The organism is Micromonospora sp. NBC_00389 (assembly GCF_036059255.1).
GTDB lineage: Bacteria > Actinomycetota > Actinomycetes > Mycobacteriales > Micromonosporaceae > Micromonospora.
Map to the genome: position 1 here is coordinate 3737570 of NZ_CP107947.1, position 16266 is coordinate 3753835.

General features: G+C 67.4%; 11 protein-coding genes and 1 pseudogene. 9 read left to right on the plus strand and 3 right to left on the minus strand.

What is annotated here, in order from left to right:
* Positions 1 to 51: 51 nt before the first annotated feature.
* Positions 52 to 2817, minus strand: coding sequence for a M14 family metallopeptidase (locus OG470_RS17730; RefSeq protein WP_328426431.1), 2766 nt, complete (start codon positions 2815 to 2817; stop codon positions 52 to 54).
* A pseudogene (locus OG470_RS17735) lies at positions 2791 to 3615 on the minus strand (NAD(+)/NADH kinase); the annotation flags it as partial. The gene OG470_RS17730 and the pseudogene OG470_RS17735, both read right to left, overlap by 27 nt.
* A 573-nt stretch (positions 3616 to 4188) precedes the next feature.
* Here OG470_RS17735 and OG470_RS17740 point away from each other — a divergent pair.
* Genes OG470_RS17740 through OG470_RS17750 form a run of 3 tightly spaced genes read left to right on the plus strand, consistent with a single transcriptional unit; the run spans position 4189 to position 6105 of the window.
* Entirely contained in the window at positions 4189 to 5265 is a 1077-nt protein-coding gene (locus tag OG470_RS17740) for an IS110 family transposase (RefSeq protein ID WP_328425691.1), read from the plus strand.
* Between the two features lie 16 nt (positions 5266 to 5281).
* The gene (locus tag OG470_RS17745; RefSeq protein WP_328425693.1) at positions 5282 to 5962 is read left to right on the plus strand and encodes a transposase family protein; all 681 of its coding nucleotides are present in this window, start codon (positions 5282 to 5284) and stop codon (positions 5960 to 5962) included.
* Positions 5869 to 6105, plus strand: a complete 237-nt coding sequence (locus OG470_RS17750) for a transposase family protein (RefSeq protein WP_328426433.1) — start codon at positions 5869 to 5871, stop codon at positions 6103 to 6105. The genes OG470_RS17745 and OG470_RS17750 overlap by 94 nt, the downstream gene beginning before the upstream one ends.
* A gap of 2 nt (positions 6106 to 6107) precedes the next feature.
* On the opposite strand, the gene OG470_RS17755 is transcribed toward OG470_RS17750, so the two are convergent.
* Positions 6108 to 7958 carry a polysaccharide biosynthesis protein gene (locus OG470_RS17755; protein WP_328425695.1) on the minus strand — a complete coding sequence of 617 codons (1851 nt, stop codon included), beginning with the start codon at positions 7956 to 7958 and terminating at the stop codon, positions 6108 to 6110.
* Positions 7959 to 8653: 695 nt separating this feature from the next.
* Between OG470_RS17755 and OG470_RS17760 the strand changes: the two genes are divergently transcribed.
* From OG470_RS17760 to OG470_RS17785, 6 genes are all read left to right on the plus strand, one after another.
* Entirely contained in the window at positions 8654 to 10273 is a 1620-nt protein-coding gene (locus tag OG470_RS17760) for a hypothetical protein (protein WP_328425697.1), read from the plus strand.
* Positions 10274 to 10438: 165 nt separating this feature from the next.
* Complete coding sequence (locus OG470_RS17765; RefSeq protein ID WP_328425699.1) at positions 10439 to 11488, plus strand: hypothetical protein; 1050 nt, start codon at positions 10439 to 10441, stop codon at positions 11486 to 11488.
* A 460-nt stretch (positions 11489 to 11948) separates the two neighbouring features.
* Complete coding sequence (locus OG470_RS17770; RefSeq protein ID WP_328425701.1) at positions 11949 to 13268, plus strand: lipopolysaccharide biosynthesis protein; 1320 nt, start codon at positions 11949 to 11951, stop codon at positions 13266 to 13268.
* Between the two features lie 84 nt (positions 13269 to 13352).
* Positions 13353 to 14363: a glycosyltransferase family 4 protein gene (locus OG470_RS17775; RefSeq protein WP_328425703.1), complete on the plus strand. Its 1011-nt coding sequence runs from the start codon at positions 13353 to 13355 to the stop codon at positions 14361 to 14363.
* The gene (locus OG470_RS17780; RefSeq protein WP_328425705.1) at positions 14360 to 15478 is read left to right on the plus strand and encodes a glycosyltransferase family 4 protein; all 1119 of its coding nucleotides are present in this window, start codon (positions 14360 to 14362) and stop codon (positions 15476 to 15478) included. Before OG470_RS17775 ends, OG470_RS17780 begins: the two co-directional genes overlap by 4 nt.
* A complete protein-coding gene (locus OG470_RS17785; RefSeq protein WP_328425707.1) occupies positions 15475 to 16254 on the plus strand; it encodes a glycosyltransferase in 780 nt (259 codons plus the stop codon). The genes OG470_RS17780 and OG470_RS17785 overlap by 4 nt, the downstream gene beginning before the upstream one ends.
* The last annotated feature ends 12 nt before the right edge of the window (positions 16255 to 16266 follow it).

A 16266-nucleotide genomic window follows, 5' to 3' on the forward strand; every position in this document is an offset into this window, starting at 1 on the left:
TTACTGGGAGGTGCGCCGGCGGTGCGGCCACCGCCGGCGCATCCCCGACCGCTACCGGCGCGGACGTCCGGTCAGGTGGGTCAGCGACCGGGCGACCAGGTCGTCCCGGGCCGCCGGGGCCAGCCCCTCCAGCCCGAAGCCGAGGTAGACGGTGTCGTCGGTGACCACCGCCGCCCCTTCGGAGAAGGCCTGCTGGCTGCGGGCGCAGTCGTTGGCGCCGGGCGCGGAGCCAGCCGGCGCCCCGGCCACCGTCCAGCCGCCCAGGTCCGGCGTCTCGAACGAGGTCTCCGAGACGACGGCGCCGTCGGCGATCACCCGCACGTCGTCCAGGAAGACGCCCAGGCCCTGGGTGCCCCAGTCGGAGACGTACGAGATGGAGACCTCGACCTTCCTGCCGGCGTAGGCCGACAGGTCGGCGGTGAACTCCTTCCAGCCGCCGGAGGCGCCGGTGGCCGCGTTCCAGGTGCCGGTGCTGCCGGTGGGGGAGCAGTCGGCGCCCTGGTAGTGGGCGAGGAACGGGTGCAGCTGGTCCACCCAGCCCGAGGCGCAGCTGTCCCCGGTCACCGTGCCGGTGAGGCCGCCGGAGTCCGGCAGGGTGGTCCAGTCGTCGTCGCTGCCCACCTCGTGCGCCTCGACGATCAGGAAGTCCCAGTTCTCCTCAATGTCGTACGAGGTGAAGAAGCGCAGCTCACCGCTGGTCGCCGAGGTCAGGTCGACGGTCCGGGTGAGCCGCTTGTACGACTCGTCGGCCCGCCCGCTGTACAGGTACCACTCGCCCGTGCGCGGGTCGAACGGCGCGCTGCCCGGCCGGGCCCAGTCCACCGCCGCCGAGCTGGCGAACTGCGGGAACTGGTCCGGCGGCAGGAAGCTCGACGTGGTGAGGAACGACGCGGTGTGGTCCTGGTTGCCGGCCGACCCGGCCGCGTTGAGCTGCCCGGCGAAGCCGGCGAACGCCCCGTCCGACCCGCTGACCGGGTACGGCGTGCCGTCCGCCGCGGTGCCCCCGTCGCTGACGTAGTTGTACGCCCCCAGGTAGTACTGCTGGAAGTCGTTGAGCAACGGCAGGCAGGTGACGTCGTCGGGATCGGTGCACTCCGGCGGGGCGTCCGGGCGGTAGGCGTACGACCCGTTGGCGCCCTGGGCGAAGAGCGCGTACTTGCCGCTCACCAGGAGCTTGCCGCCCTCGTTGAGGTAGTCGCGCACGGCCAGCTCGGTGTTCAGCGCGGCCTCGGCCGCGGTGCCGCCGACCTGCCCTTGCGAGCGGAGGATGATGTCGTCCCCGGTCTCCCAGACCACCGCCTGGTAGTGCGAGAGCACGCCCAGCGGGTGCGGGGCCCGCCGGCCCATCGCGTCGAAGTCGTAGACGTCGCTGCTGCGGCCCGCGGCGGCCAGCGATGCGCCCATCTCGTCGGCGTACTTCGCGGTGGTGGTGCCCTGGGCCGGACTCAGGCCGGTCGCGTCCTCCACCGCCAGCACCAGCACGTCGCCGACGATGTCGGTGTGCACGCGGTAGGTGAAGTGCTCGCTGGCGACCGGACCCTTGCGGGGCTTGACGCCGGAGAACCAGACCTCGACCCGGTCGCCGGCCTTCGTCCCTGTCACGGTGCCGCGCAGCTCGGCGTAGTACTCGTCGTTCGTGTCGCCGTACCGCTCACCGCCGCGCCACTCGTGGACGATGACGGTCTTCGGCCGGCCGCCGTTGACCGCGTAGTGCATCCGGACGTCCTTGAGCGCCCGCCGCGTGATCGAGGCGACCTGCTGCGTACGCCCGTACGAGGTGTCGAAGGAGTCCACCACGAAGTCCGGGGTGTTGCGGCCGACCACCGAGACCGGGTCGTCCGGGTCGGCCGCCGACTTCGCCACCGCGAGGGCGAACGGCAGGTTCTTCGTCACCTCGGCGGAGATCAGGTCCTCGTCGTCGGGGAAGATGAACCCGCTGATGCAGTCCTCCGGGCGCCACTCGTCGTCCGGGTCGGAGGCGGCCGCCGCCTGGCAGGTGGACATCTCCAGGGTGAAGCCGAGGGTGCCGTACCGGACCGTGGCGTGGGAGTCGGTGTCGCCGTTGGTGGTGTACAGCTCCGCGGAGATGTCCGGGTCGTAGCCGGGCACCGCCGGGTGCGCGTCGTCGCCGACCATCGCCTGGTAGATCACGTCGTCCGGCGTGGGGGTGCTCACCTGCCACCCGACGCCGTAGAGCAGCAGCTGCGCCGCGGAGTGGTAGTTGACGAAGAACTCGAAGCCGATCCGCTTGAAGAGGGCGTCCAGCGCCTTCGTCTCCGGCTCCGAGTTGGGGCCTGGGCCGCGGTAGGTGTCGCTGTTCGGCTCCGGCGAGGAGCCCTCGTCGTCGTACCCCCACTTGTAGCTGTAGTTGCGGTTGAGGTCGACGCCGTCCGCGGTGGTGATCTGCCCGTCACCGTCGTTGTCGCGCAGGTTCTTGCGCCACAGCCGGTTGCCCGGGGTGAACGTGTGGTCGTAGCCGTCCGGGTTGGCCACCGGCAGGAACCACAGCTCGGTGCTGTTCACCAGGCGGGTGATCTCCGCGTCGGTGCCGTAGCTGTCCAGCACGTGGTGCAGCAGCCGGCGGGTCATCTCCGGCGTGATCCACTCGCGAGCGTGCTGGGTGCTGGCGTAGAGCACCGCCGGACGCCGGCCGTCCGGGACCGTCCTCGCGTTCTTCGTGACCTTGACAGCGAGGATCGGTTTGCCCTGCACCGTACGGCCGAGGGTCTCCACCTTGGCCAGTCCGGGGAAACTGGCGGCGGTTGCGGTGATCTCGTCCCGGCAGCGCGGCGGCAGGTCGAGCAGGCTCAGCTTCAGCTGGTTGCGCTCCTGGTAGCGGCGCGGGTCGAAACGGACCACCTGCCCGGCGTCCCGGCGGTAGCTGATGTCCACCGTGCCCTCGGTCGCCGCGTCCCGGATCACCACCCCGTCCATCTCGACGGCGACTGCGGCAGAGGGGAGCCGGGGCGCAGCTCCAGCCGGATGGTCTCGTCGGGGGAGAGCACCACGGACCGGGAGATGCCGGCCATCGGCGCGGACGGCGTCACCACCACCGCCAGGGTGGCCGGGGAGATCAGTGGCCCGCCGGCAGTAGCCGTCCGCCATGGAGCCGGTCGGCGTGCTGACCACCAGCGCGTCGCAGCGGTAGTAGCCGTACCGCTGCCCGTCCACCCCGAGGGTGGCGGAGACGAACCCGGAGCCGGGCTGGCGGACCAGCGCGATGTCGTTGAAGGCCACCACGTCGTCCCCGCACACGTCACAGACCAGGCAGGCGTGCGACTCGATGGTGATGTCGTTGGCGGCCAGCCGGTCCGGCACGGCCGGCTCCGGCGGCTCGACCTCGACCAGGAAGCCGAACCGGCCCAGGTGCACGCCGAGCACGGGCTTCGGATCCCGTACCGCCGAGCGCAGCGCGTCCAGCATGGTGCCGTCCCCGCCGATGCTGATCAGGGCGTCCGCGCGGGTGGCCAGCTCGGCGGCGGGGATAGGCTCGACCGTGGGCGGCACCCGGTGCCGGTCCTCCGCGCGTACGAGCAGCGTCTTGCGGTGGCGCGCCGCCCACCGTTCGATGATCCCGACCACCTCGGAGACGTCCCGGGTGGGATGCAGCACCAAGGCCCAGCCGGTATCCCGCCACCCCTACAGCTCATCACATCGGCCCGGTGTCCGGCGGTCGTACCGGAAGGCGCGCCAGCGGTAGGTTCACCGCCGGCGCACCCGGCAAGGTCACCGCTGTGCTCCCGACAATAGTTGCCGTTACTGCAGAGATCAGCTCTAGTTGGCGAGTGCGGCATTCAGTGAGGTGATCTCAGCAAGGATTGCGGCGCCGATTGGGGCGACACGGGCATTAGGTCCATAGCGGACGATGCCGGGAGAAGTGTGGGGCCCCCGATAGACAGGTTCTTGCGAAGGAAGCTGATCTATCCGGAGGGCCCCACGTGATCGCCTATCGTGCCTGTGAGGATGATCAGGCGCTGCTTCGGGGTCGTGGTCTGACCCGTATCGTGCCTGGCCTGGTCGCCTTGAGCTTGATCTGTCGACCGCGACCCCGAGGCGGTGCGAGCCACCACCGGTGCTCGTGCGTGTCCGAATAGGGGCCTTGGCATCAGCACCGTCACAGGTCTGACCGTGCCGACCACCGGTGGTGACGCCCCTGCTGGTCACGTCGAGCGATGCGAGGTTCTTGTGGTGGTTCGGGTTGATGCTGGGGATGGCGACCGGGAGGTCGTCGTGGGTGTGGACACCCACAAGGACGTGCACGTGGCGGCGGTGCTGGACACGGTCGGTGTGCTGCTGGACAGTCGGTCCTTCCCGGCGACGGGCGACGGGTATCGGCAGCTCATCGCCTGGGCGCGCGGACACGGCCTCCTCCACCGGGCGGGGGTGGAAGGCACCGGCGCGTACGGCGCTGGCCTGACCCGCGCCCTGTACGCCGAGGGCGTCGCGGTGGTGGAGGTCAACCGGCCTGATCGGGCCGCCCGGCGACGGCGCGGTAAGAGCGACGCGGTCGACGCCGAAGCTGCGGCCCGCGCCGTCCTGGCCGGTTCGGCGACGGCCACGCCGAAGACCGCCGACGGGCCGGTGGAGGCCCTGCGCGTGCTCAAGCTGGCCAAAGACTCGGCCGTCAAAGCGCGTGTCCAGGCGGTGAACCAGCTCAAGGCGGTCCTGATCAACGCCGAGTCCGGCCTGCGTGAGCAACTCGCGTCGTTGACTCCGGCGCGGCTGCTACGCGCCTGCCGTGCGCTGGACCCAGCTCACTACGACGGGGTCACGGCGGTAGTCGCCCACACCCTCACCAGCCTCGCCCGGCGGGTACGCCACCTCGACGAGGAAGTACGTGACCTGCATCAACGCATCACCGACACCGTGCAGGCCACCGCACCCGACCTGCTCGACCTGCGTGGGATCGGACCCGACAGCGCCGCGACGCTGCTCATCGTCGCCGGCGACAACCCGCACCGACTGACCAGCGAGGCGTCCTTCGCCGCCCTGTGCGGCGTCAGCCCCGTGCAGGCGTCCTCCGGCAGGATCCAACGACACCGCCTCAACCGCGGCGGCCACCGACAGGCCAACGCCGCCCTGTTCCGTGCCGCCCTCACCGGCCTGCGCTGGGATCCCCGCACCCAGGCCTACCTGCAACGACGCACCACCGAAGGCCTCTCCAAGCGTGAGATCATCCGCTGCCTCAAACGCTACCTCGCCCGCACCATCTACAAGATCCTCACAACGCCGAACTCGACAACCGCGGTTCCCACGCCCGCTTGACATCCATAGGGGCATCATGCTCGATGTCCCCAGGGAACTCGTACAGCACGTGGCGCGGCTACTACGCGCCGAACGCCTGGCGATGGGCACCCGACCGGGAACCCGAGCCCTGACCTGCTTCTACCAGGCAGTCCTTGTGTTGGTGTGGTTCCGCAAGGGCGAGGACAAGACCACCCTCGGGGCCAGTTTCGGAGTCTCGCGGGCCACCGCCTACCGGTACGTCGCCGAGGCCGTACGGGTCCTCGCGGCGCAGACACCCACCCTGCACGACGCGCTCGCGCGGGTCGCCGCCGACGGCTGGTCACACGTGATCCTCGACGGCAAGCTGTTCGACACCGACCGAGTCGCCGAGACCACCACCAGCGTCAAAGGCGAGACGATCGACGCCTGGTACTCCGGCAAGCACCGTGACTTCGGCGCCAACATTCAAGCCGTGATGCGTCCCGACGGGCTGCCGATCTGGACCTCCGATGTGATGCCCGGACACCTGCACGACTTGACCTGCGCCCAGAACCTGGACGTCACCGGCGCCCTGACTGGGCCGCCTCGCACCTGCACCTACCGACGCTGGCCGACTCCGGCTACGAGGGCGCTGGCCAGGGCATCCACACCCCGTACAAGCAGCCCGCCGATGGCCGCCGCCTCGCCGTCGACAACCGCACCTACAACGCCGTACTTCGATCCATGCGATGCCTAGGAGAACGCGGCTTCGCCATCCTCAACGGCCGCTGGCGAACGCAACGACACAGCACCGCCAGCCCCCGCAGACTCGGCGACATCGTCCGCGCCGCCCTGCACCTCACCCATTTCGAATACCGCTACCTACCCGAATCTTGTTGAGATCACCTCAGTGCGACACGGGAAGCCGGACCTGCCGGCGGCTCACAGAGCCAGGCGAGTTGTTCGATGATCTTTTCCGGGTCGTCGAACGGGTCTAGCGCCGTGACCTCGGTGGGGTCGAGCGGCGGAACCGGTACGTGCGAGATGAGCGGGTGCAGGGGGCGTAGATCCGGCTCGTCCCTGCCGAACAGGTCCTCGTGCAGCTTCTCGCCAGGACGCAGGCCGGTGTAGACGATGCGGGTGGGCCCGGGCGCCTGGGCGGCGAGTTGGCGGGCGAGGTCGTCGATCCGTACGGGTCCGCCCATGTCGAGGACCAGCGCCTCGCCATCCCGGCCGAGCGCCGCCGCTTGCAGCACCAGGTGCACCGCTTCCTGCACGGTCATCAGGTACCGGGTGACGTCGGGATGTGTCACGGTGATCGGCAGCCCCCCGTCGATCTGAGCGCGGAACGAGGTCACCACAGAGCCGCGGCTGCTCAGTACGTTGCCGAAGCGCACGCTGAGAAAGGTGCCCGGGTAGGTCTGCGCGGCGTGAGCGGTCATCCGCTCGGTGATCCGTTTGGAGTAGCCGAGCACGCTCACCGGATCGGCGGCCTTGTCGGTGGAGATGTTGACGAACTTGGCTACGTCCCGGCACGCCTCGAGGACCGCCTGGGTTCCATGGACGTTGGTTTTGACGGCTTCACCTGGGTGCCTCTGCAGGAGGGTGAGGTGCTTGAGCGCGGCGGCGTGGAAGATGATGTCGGGCCGCCGCTGGTGGATGACGCGCCGGATGCCCTCGTGGTCGCGGAGGTCGGCGAGGATCAGCTCGGGGCCGTCCAGCAGGGCTCGGCCGGAGAGCGAGAGCTGCAGGCTGTGCAGGGCGGATTCGTCCCGGTCGAGCATCATCAGCTCACCTGGATTGGCCCGCATGATCTGCCGGCACAGTTCGGAGCCGATCGATCCACCCGCCCCGGTGACCAGGATTCGTCGACCGGTCAGTCCGCTCTCGTTGGTGACCGGGTCGGTCACCACCTGCCGTCGACCGAGCAGGTCGGAGATGTTGGGGTTGCGGACGTCGGTCACGCTGATCCGGTGATCCACCAGTTCGCGAACCGGGGGTAGTACCTTGAACTCGGCGCCGGCCGTCAGCGTCAGCGCGCGGATCTCCCGGACCACCTCCGCGTCCGCATTGGCGACGGAGAAGATCAGCGTTCTGGCGCCGGTCCGCTGGACGGCGTTGGCGATCTCGCCGCGACCGCCGAGTACCGGTACGTCCTCGATGCGCAGGTGCCTTTTTTCCGGGTCGTCGTCGAGGAGCCCGACCGGGAGGTAACGGCCGCGCGGGTCGCTGAGCAACGCCCGCAGCAGCGCCTGCCCGGCCGAGCCCAGCCCGAACAGCAGCACCGGGGTCGCGGAGCGCGCATCCGGCCGTAGTGCACGGTCGGTGCGGCGGCGGTGCACCAAGCGGGTCACGAGCATGCAGAGCAGCGCAATCGCGGCCCCGACAAGTGGCGAACTGGCCGGCACCGGCCGGTCCATGACCAGGGTGACGGCGAGAAGCAACGCGAGGCCGGTGCAGGCGGTCGTCACGGCCAGGGCCTGCGCCTCCGCTGCGCTGCCCAGCGGGTATCGCCCCCGGTGCTTTCGCCGCGCCCACGAGATGCCGAGATGCAGCACGGCGGCGGACAGACCCGCGGTGATGGCCGCGGCCATTTGGCCGGCGGTGACAGCGAACTCGTATCGGGCCCATACCGCCGCGGTCAGGCCGCCCACCCAGGCCCCACAGTCGGCGGCGAAGAGAGCCGGCAGTAGTAGGCGCGGCCCCTTCCGGCGAGGTTCCGAAGCGTGCTGGGACGCGGTGGCGATGGGCATGAATGCTCCCTTTGCGTACTCAAGGTTCCGGGCCACGGTCGGTGCAAAACGCAGGAGGGGGCTACCAATCCGTCAGGGCCAGACGGTACCGGGAGCAAAGCGGACGGTCGGCGTGAATAACCTTCTAACTATCAAATCCACCCAAAAGGGCGTGGCGGTCCGGTTCGCCTGCACCGAGCCCTACTCGACCGAGGGCTTGAGCGTGCCCGATAGATACGCACGTGGGGTGTGGTCGGGCGTCCCGCAGGGGAAGACGGTTCGGGCCCCGGTTGTGGATCTCGGTGTATCGCACTGCCTGACGGGCCGCGATGGTAGGCGTCTCCGAGCGACTCTCCGATATAGAAGAACTCCGCGGCCGGTCGCGTGACCGTCGGCCGTGACAACTTCGCCGGGCAGCTTGGTCATGGCGCTTCGGCTTGTCGTTCGCGGACGACGGGGCCGGGCCGGTGAGCCGGATGCGGTAGCGGTCGTGGCCGTCGATGGGGCAGGCCGGCTGGCCGGTCGCGCCCCAGCCCGTGCCGGATCGCCACGAACCGCCATGTCCGCAGTGACGTGTGGCCTCGTGCGTGACTGCGGGAAACCTCGTTCGTTGTAGGGGGGACAAACCGGATCTAACGGTCAAAGGTGGGTGGTCGTGCCGGCGCACACGGCCGCTCTCATCAGATGGGGCGGCGAGACGAAGAGGAGTGCCAGCGTTGACCGGTAGCCAGGCTGAAAAGGTGTCGGTGGTGTCGGTGACCGCCGAGGCCCGGGCGCCAGTGCGTTCGCGTCCCGCAGAGTCTGCATGGCTTAGGGCGCCCACCGCCAAGCCGTCAGGCAGCTATGTCGAAGCGGGGGTATCGACGCCGGATCCAGAAGGCAAGGGCCAAGGCGTGACGGCCACTGTTGTCCTCGCTGCCTTACTGTCTCTGGTTGCGCTAGTGGCTTTTGTCGCCATCTTGGTACGGCCGGAGACCCCGTATCCGGCGGCTGCCGTCAGTGCAGTGGTGTACTTCGTGATCTTGCTTGTCGTGCCGGCCGCCCGTCCGGTGACCCCTTTGCCGGCGCCTCGAAACGTCTGCCTGGCGGTGTGGTTCCTGGTGATGGTCGCACTTCCCGCGATTATCAACGTTGTTCCGCCATGGGCCGGCACTCTGCCCGACATCCCGCCGCACCGCACAATCAACGGCGCGATCCTGCTCAACACGATTGCCTACGTGGCGTTCTTCATCGGAGCCAGCTGCGTTCGGTCGAGGGCCGGCGGCGGTTCGTCCGGCACGCCGATCGGTCGGCCGATCCGCCAGCGACGTCACCGGCAGCGCAGCCTCGAGGGCCTGATCACAGGCTTCGCCGCTATCGGAATCATCGGCGTCGTCGCACGAGTGGGCACGGTCGGTCAGGCGCTTGCGTATTTCCAGGGCAGGATCGACGTCAAGCAGCTCGAGAACGTCACCGCTCTCCGGGGGCTGGTGGCAGCGATCGGGCCGCCCTTCCTGTCGTTCGCGTTCGTGCTGCTGATCGAACGGTTGAGGAGATCCGGGTCTCTGACCCTGTCAAGGATCGGCCTTCCTCTGGTTGGAGTCATTGCCCCGTTAAGCCTCTATAGCTACAACCGGACGGCGGTAGTGGTACCCGTGATCGCCATCTTCGCCGCCTATGGGCTCCTGGCGCTAAGGTCGCGGAAGGCGCTTACAATTTTGGTTCTGGTCGGTCTGTTCGTCTTCGCTTATCAGGTGGGCAATGTCCGGCGCGAGATCCTTGCTACCGAAGGGGGACGATACAGCCGTGCCCAGGTCGGCCTCGACGAGGATCCTGCCGCGTCTCTCCTCGAAACCATTCAGGTCTACGGTCAGAGCCCCCAGTTCCCGGCGTTCGCGCTCGAGTCAACTCCACCGCAAGATTATCCCGGGCAGTTGTTGATATCGTCGGCACTTTCACCTATTCCCGCGCTCGGCGGTCCTTACCGGGACTCAAACGGGACCGCCATGTACAACCGTGCCATCTACGGCACTCCCGATGTTAATGACCAGGTCCTACCGCTCGCCGTGGAAGCCTGGTGGAGTCTCGGGCCGCCGGGTGTGCTACTCATCTTCGGCATGTTCGGCGCCCTGCTTGAGTTCGTGCAGAGGCGGTTCTGGAGGGCAACCTCGTTCGCGGGCGCTTATGGCTCGGCGGTCATCGGCATCTGGTTGGCCCTCACCCCAATTGTGTCCATGCTCGTCATATCTCAGCTGTTCCTGTATTTCGCTCTGCCGCTGTTGGCCTTCAGGCTCGTGCAAGCGTCTCGAAGCAGCGGGCGTGACTCGAACCCTTCCGCTGGTGGGTTGAGCGTCTAGAGCCTAATTGCGCGGTGTCGACCCCGGCCACACGAGGCCAATCCGCGCACAATTGACCGATACTTACGTCGGTCTTTCAAATGAGATGGACAATAGAGATTCGACTACCCGTCGCGTGCCGCCACATATCTCACAGTCGCATTTATCTGAAAGGAAAGGGCGGTCATGTCGCTCGCTCTCTATGTCGGTGTCCAGTCCGGGAGTCACCTTTATCTGCCACATATGGGATACGTGCGCTGTCTCCGTCGCTTCGGCTGGACGGTGGACGAACTGTCAGCGGCGCATGCTACCGAGATGCACCTGGGAAACTACGATCTCATCATCTGGAACGGGATGTGCCCGGAGACCGTCCTGCGGAGCATCCGGCCACAAAGCCAGACGTTGGTACTGATGAACGGTGCTGGCGACAACCTCAGTCACTACGGGAAGTACGCGGACCGAATCGCGGTGGCAACGAGCAGCCTGGCGTACTTTGATGAAATGAGGACGCCACTAGGGTGGCGCCATCTGAACCCGAGGCGAGCTCTCTCTCGGCAGTATTTCCATACTCTGCGGCACGCACGTTACTTCCACCGATTCGCCAGCCCGCGATTCTGGCGGGCGCTGGGGATCCCACTGCTGTACTTGCCCTTCGCTGCTGACCCGGAAATCTTCCACCCTACCGGCGTGACTCCGGACTTGGTTTGGTCATTCGTCGGGCACATCCGGGCTCGGGTCCTCGTGCACCAATTGATGAAGGAAAGCGATCGGCGCGGGTGGGCCTACGAGGTCCATTCTCCTCAGACGGGAAACCCGCTCGAGCCGCTGGCGCTGAACGATCTCTACAACAGGTCCATGATCGGGTTCAATGAGCAGCACCAGATGCACTTCGGGCGGGAGCTGAACGAGCGGACGTTCGACTTGGGGATGGCCGGGCGGTTGCAGATTTCTGACATGGGATGGCTGGCGGCGCAGGAGACCGGACGGTTCGCGCGGTTCTACAACGGGAACGTCGGAGCCGCTCGGGACCTGGGTTACATCCTGAGGCTCTTGTCCAACCGGGACCTCCCGGACCCCGCCGCAGTGCACGCCCACTTCAGCCGCCACCATTCGTTCGTGGCGCGGCTTGCGGTACTCAGTGCGGCACTCGGCCAGGACCTCTCACTCGGCAAGATGGATCTTTCGCACGGCCAGGTTGCCTACGACGGCGTGATTCACACCCCGGCGGTGATCTGAGACAGCGGCCGCTGTGGATGATGAATTGAGGCATAGGCCACGCCCTGCCGCTTGAGCATGGTGTTGACCGCTTTATGCCGGCAGGGCCAGGTCCGCCAAGGGGTCACAGCGGTGTGCCTGCCCGGGTCAACCGGCGGGTCCGGACCGCCCTCGTCCGCACTAAGGAACATCACAGGTGGCGGGGGTCATCGTGCACCAATATTGCGGCATTGGGTAGCCCCGCCCGTTTTCGTCTCCTACGATGGTTTCAGCCCGGTAAGTCCCCCTAGGCACTCGATCTTCCGGCTATGGAGACGTCGACTTCCCTTGATATGAGGGCCAGGCAGTGGATTGAGGAGAGGCTGTGGGTCTTCCTGTCGCGGACCGTCGAGCAAGGGTTCGGGACTTGTTGAGGGCTGGCAGCATCGGAAGGGCAACGGCCCTCACTGCGGTCGGATCCGGTCTCGCCGGAGCGGTGGCAATGTTGGCGGCACTCGCGGGGGCGGCGGTGCTTGGCTCCGAGCAGTACGGACTGTTCGCCTTCTTGACGCTGACCGTGAGCCTGCTCAACTCTTTCGCCGTCCCCGGACTCGCACCGCTGGTCAACCAGGCCATAGCGGCCACCGGCGATCTGCGGCGGGCTGGAGCGCTCACTTCGGTGGCGCTGTCCTTCGTCGCCGTCCAGCTGTTCATCTGCTGCACGGGCTTCCTTCTGCTGGTGGACGTAGCCAAGGTCGACTGGTCGGGCCAGGGAAACGAGCTGTTGCAGGGCTTCGGGAGCGCGGTGGCGGTGTGGTGGACGGTGGCAACCGGCTTCGGGATCGTGATCTCGGCGGTGTTCGCCGGACACAAGCGGTTCGCCACCCTGGCCAAGCTGACCTTCGCCAGGGCGGTGCTTGTCGGCTGCACCACGGTGACTGTTGGAGCGATGTACGGATCAGCGACACTGTCGGCCGCCGCAGCGGGGACCGCCGAAATGGCGATGACGGCCGTCGGCCTGGTGATTGTCCTCAAAGCGCGTTGGTTGGTCCCCGCCGGGAGGCACGAGGCCATGGCTCTGGCTAGGAGTCTCGTCCGGCGTGCGGTCCCGGCCGGTGCGGCCGCGTTGTCGATCAACGGTGCAGCCTGGCTTCTTCAGAGCCTCTTGTTATCTCGAGCGGATGGACTCGCCGAAAACGGCGGATTCGCACTGGCCAGCCGGTTGAGCCTCGTTGTGAGCTTTCTTCCGGGCGCGCTCGCAAACTCTTCGATCACCTATGTGGCAGGTCCGAGCGACCCGCTGCGGACGCGATCCGTCGTGCTCCGCGTGGTGAAGATCGGAATGGCTTTCGCCGTGGCGGCGGCGCTTTCGATCGTTGTGGCGGCGAACTACCTTCCGGCACTGCTGGGCCCGACGTACGAACAGTTCAGCTCGGTTATTGTGATCATGGCGTTGACTGGCGTCGCTGTCTCCGCCAACCACGTGCTCGGCAGTGTGGCGGTCGGCCTCGGTAGGATCCGTGCCTGGGTAATCAGTGACGGCGTCCTGGCGGCCGCCCTGTGCATCCTCGCACTTCTCCTGGCCCCGCGTTACGGCGCGAATGGCGCGGCGATCGCAACCGGCTTCGCCTATGCCGTCTCGGCGGCCTTGCTTGCTGCCGTTCTGGTCCCCCGGGTCATGAAGAGGGAATCGACGGAACGAGATGGTTTACCGTCTGGCGACTCCCCTTTCCGGACCGTTCGCTCGCCAATTCATCAAGTGCCCATGTCTGAGACGGTGCCCTGGGGAGACGATGAGATCCGGCGACATGGTGTGTCGTGACGCCGCCGCAACTTTCCGGGCCCGGGCGGCATTGCTCTACTAAATCGGTCGTCGGTTTCACGACTCGTGCGAGGAGGTCAATGCATGAAAATACTGGTGGCTGGCGGCGTTTTCCGCCACTCGGCGGAGGAACTGGCCAAAAGGGAACCCGCCCCGGAAGTCGTACTGGTCGATGGCCTGCGGAGGCGCGGCATAGAGGTGCGCGCCTGTCGACTTGAGGACCGTGGGACAGTGGCGCTGGCACGCGAGAGCGACATCGTCCACGTACACCATTTGTCGAAGGCAGCCGTTCTCGCGGCTCTCTCGCCCCTCGCGCGCCCGTTCGTCTTCACGGCGCACCGTTTCGCGCTGCCGCCGACCCCGCTGCAGCGGAGGGCCCAGCGTATGGTCATGTCCCGGGCAACGGCGGTCGTCTGCCTGAGCCAGGTGGAGGCGGAGCAGACAACAAGCCGCTATCGCCTCCCCCGGTCGCGTGTGGAAGTGATTCCGAACGGGATAGGCATCTCCAGTGACGTCTGTCGACCGCGTCGGTTGGCCCCTGACGGCCAGATCATCCTTCTGTTCGTTGGCCAGCTCATCGCGATGAAGCAGATCCATCGGGTCATCGAGGCATTGCCTGACCTGCCCCGACAGGTCGTCCTCCGGCTCGTCTACCACAACGACGAGCTGGAGTGCCGGCTGCGGGAGCGGGCCCGCGCCCTGGGGCTGCTCGATCGGGTCACCTTCGTCGGCCAACGCAGTGGGCCGGAGCTGGTGGAGGAGTACCGGCGGGCCCATCTGCTCGTTCTGCCGTCCGAGCTCGGGTACGAATGCCTGCCCAGTGTCGTCACCGAGGGCCTGCTGACCGGTCTGCCAGTGGTGGCCAGCGAGGTCGGGGGCGTACCGGACCAGGTGCGCGATGCAGGCGTGCTGGTCAGTCCGTCCAGTTCGGTCAGTCTGGCGCCGGCGATCACGACCGTGCTGCAGGCGTACGAACACTTCGCCAACCGCGCGCTCGCGCGTGCCCGAACCGCCGCCAACGACTACTCGGTCGATCACATGATCGACCGGCATCTGGATCTCTACCAGCGCCTCATGCAAAAGGGGGAAATGTGAGGATCGTACACATCGGCACGTCGGACGTGCCGGTCCTGCACCGCTTCGGGGGCGCGCTCCAGCGCAGGATCATGGAAATGGCACGGCTTCAGGCCGCCGCCGGTCATGAGGTCGTCGTGCTCACTCCGGGTGAGCATTCCGGCGTGCTGGATGTGGACGGGGTCCAGGTCAGAAGCCTTCCGCTGCGTAGCCATCGGCCCTTACGCGACTACGAAATGTTGATCGGCGCGAGGCGGTGGCTGAACGGGGTGCCCCGTTATGACGTGTTGCACGCCCACGGATCGCCCGTAGCGGCAACCGCACTGGGAGCCAGGTTCGCCGCGACCGTGCAGTCGGTCGATTTCTTCCGGTACCGCGGTACCTCGAACGGGGCGGTGCACCGTTACTATCGCGCGCGGCTTGACGACTTCGACCTGATCCTGGCGGCGTCCGAATTCTGCGCCCGTCACTTCGTCGGCTTCTATCCGAATCTCGGTGACAGGACCCGGGTCCTTTACAACGGAGTGAACACGCTTCAGTTCCGCAACGACCCGGAGGCGGCCCGCCGAGCTCGCTCGGCGCTGAACCTGCCGTCCGGGCGGCTCGTGGTGTATCTCGGCCGGGTCTGCGAGCAGAAGGGGTCGGACCTGCTGGCACCGTTGGCCGCGGCCCTCCGGCGGACGCTACCGCAGGTGACCGTCGTCGCGGCCGGACCGCCCGAGCGCTTCGCGCGCAACGGCCCGTCCGAGCTGACGAAGGTCCTCACCGGAGCAGGAGTGCGTTGCCTCGGGGCGGTGGACGAGAAGATCGTCGCCGGACTTCTGTCTGCGGCTGACGTCTGTGTACTCCCGACCCGACGGGATGAGATGTTCGGGATGGCGGCGCTGGAGGCTGCCGCCTGCGGGACGCCGGTGGTGGCGGCAGACCTCGGCGGGATTCCAGAGGCCGTGGGGCCATGTGGCCTTCTGTTTCCACAGGGCGACGACCGTGGCTTCATCGAGGCGGTGACCCGCCTACTCCAGGATCCGGAACTCGCGGGGACCCTGCGCGCACGAGCGCCGCAGCACGTTGCGCGGTTCGAGTGGTCGTCGATAGTCAACGAAGCCACGAACTACTACGAGAAGGTCCTTCCGTGAGCGAGTTGGTCAGTGTTCTCATGCCCATTGCGCCACGGTCCGCCTGGCTTGGCCAAGCTGTTTCAAGCCTGATCGCCCAGACTCACCAGGACTGGCTCCTGGTCGCGGTTCTCGATGGTGAGTGCGACCAGAATCGTGCCGTCCTGCAGCAGCCCCAGCTGTCCGGCAGGATTCGCGTCAAGGTGGTGCCACCCGGATCGGGCGTCGCGAGGGCGCTCAACACCGGCTTGGAGGCGAGTTCCACCGAACTTGTTGCGCGGTTCGACTCGGATGACGTCTGTGAACCGGAGCGACTTCGTACACAGATTGCGGAAATGCGCGCGCGGCCCGAACTGGTGGTGCTCGGCTCCAGCGCCACCGTGATCGACGAGCGCGGCAGGAAGATAGGCGTGCTGTCCGTCCCGGTCGGCCCCGAGCGGGTACGGCGGCAGTTGCTGTGGCGGAACGCCGTCATTCACCCGTCCGCCGTCCTGCGGCGGGAGCAGGTCCTGCGGGCCGGTGGCTACGACCCGACCTTCGTCCGGGCACAGGACTACGAGTTGTGGCTTCGCATGTCCCGCCGCGGTCTGCTGGACAACCTGGCGTCGCCGCTCCTCCGGTACCGAAGACATTCCCAACAGCACAGCAGACCCATCACGGAGCCGGCTGAGACCATGCAACTCCGGCTGGCCCGTCGCCGGGCGGCCGGATCCCATCCCGGACGTGTCGCGCTTTCGGACGCCCGGCACTTCGCGTGGTTGACCGTGCAGCACGTGAAGGCGTGGCAGCGTGGCTAGGTCGGGGTCGGC

What these genes read in the sequence shown, in the direction of transcription:
- OG470_RS17745 (WP_328425693.1), top strand. Translation starts at nt 5,282, where the DNA reads ATGCTCGATGTCCCCAGGGAACTCGTACAGCACGTGGCGCGGCTACTA.
- OG470_RS17770 (WP_328425701.1), top strand. Translation starts at nt 11,949, where the DNA reads ATGTTGGCGGCACTCGCGGGGGCGGCGGTGCTTGGCTCCGAGCAGTAC.
- OG470_RS17755 (WP_328425695.1), bottom strand. Translation starts at nt 7,958, where the DNA reads ATGCCCATCGCCACCGCGTCCCAGCACGCTTCGGAACCTCGCCGGAAG.
- OG470_RS17765 (WP_328425699.1), top strand. Translation starts at nt 10,439, where the DNA reads ATGTCGCTCGCTCTCTATGTCGGTGTCCAGTCCGGGAGTCACCTTTAT.
- OG470_RS17775 (WP_328425703.1), top strand. Translation starts at nt 13,353, where the DNA reads ATGAAAATACTGGTGGCTGGCGGCGTTTTCCGCCACTCGGCGGAGGAA.